This is a genomic window from Stenotrophomonas sp. GbtcB23 (assembly GCF_019091045.1).
Lineage (GTDB): Bacteria > Pseudomonadota > Gammaproteobacteria > Xanthomonadales > Xanthomonadaceae > Stenotrophomonas > Stenotrophomonas rhizophila_A.
Genome location: NZ_JAGXKC010000278.1, coordinates 1 through 334, shown reverse-complemented (window position 1 = coordinate 334; position 334 = coordinate 1). Strand labels below are relative to the sequence as shown.

At 70.4% G+C, this 334-nt stretch carries 1 protein-coding gene; it reads right to left on the bottom strand.

What is annotated here, in order from left to right; translation table 11 throughout:
• The coding region (locus tag KVS69_RS19110; protein ID WP_217539541.1) for a hypothetical protein at positions 1 to 334 on the bottom strand (334 nt) is incomplete at both ends.

Below are 334 nucleotides of genomic sequence, written 5' to 3'. Positions count from 1 at the left end.
CCCAGGGTGCTGCCCGCATCGAGGATGTGTTGCATTGCCTCGGGCGGTATCGGCCCCCCCAGGATGGCGTGCCGTGCCGCCTGTTCGAGTTCGGCGAGGTCGGTGAGCGGCAGCAACGCACGTGGAGGAGCAGGGCGCGTCCGCGACTGCGAAAACAGCAGGCAGCCGGTTCCGCTGCCGTTGCTCAGTCGCAGCAGATCGAGCGGCGTATTCGGGGGGCCCCGTTCCAGCTCCAGCAGGCGGCGGCCCCAACTGTCCGGCCCTGCGTCGGCCAGCACGCCTGGAACGCCCTGATTGACCGCCGTCGTCTGCTCGCCATCGCGCAGCGGGAGGT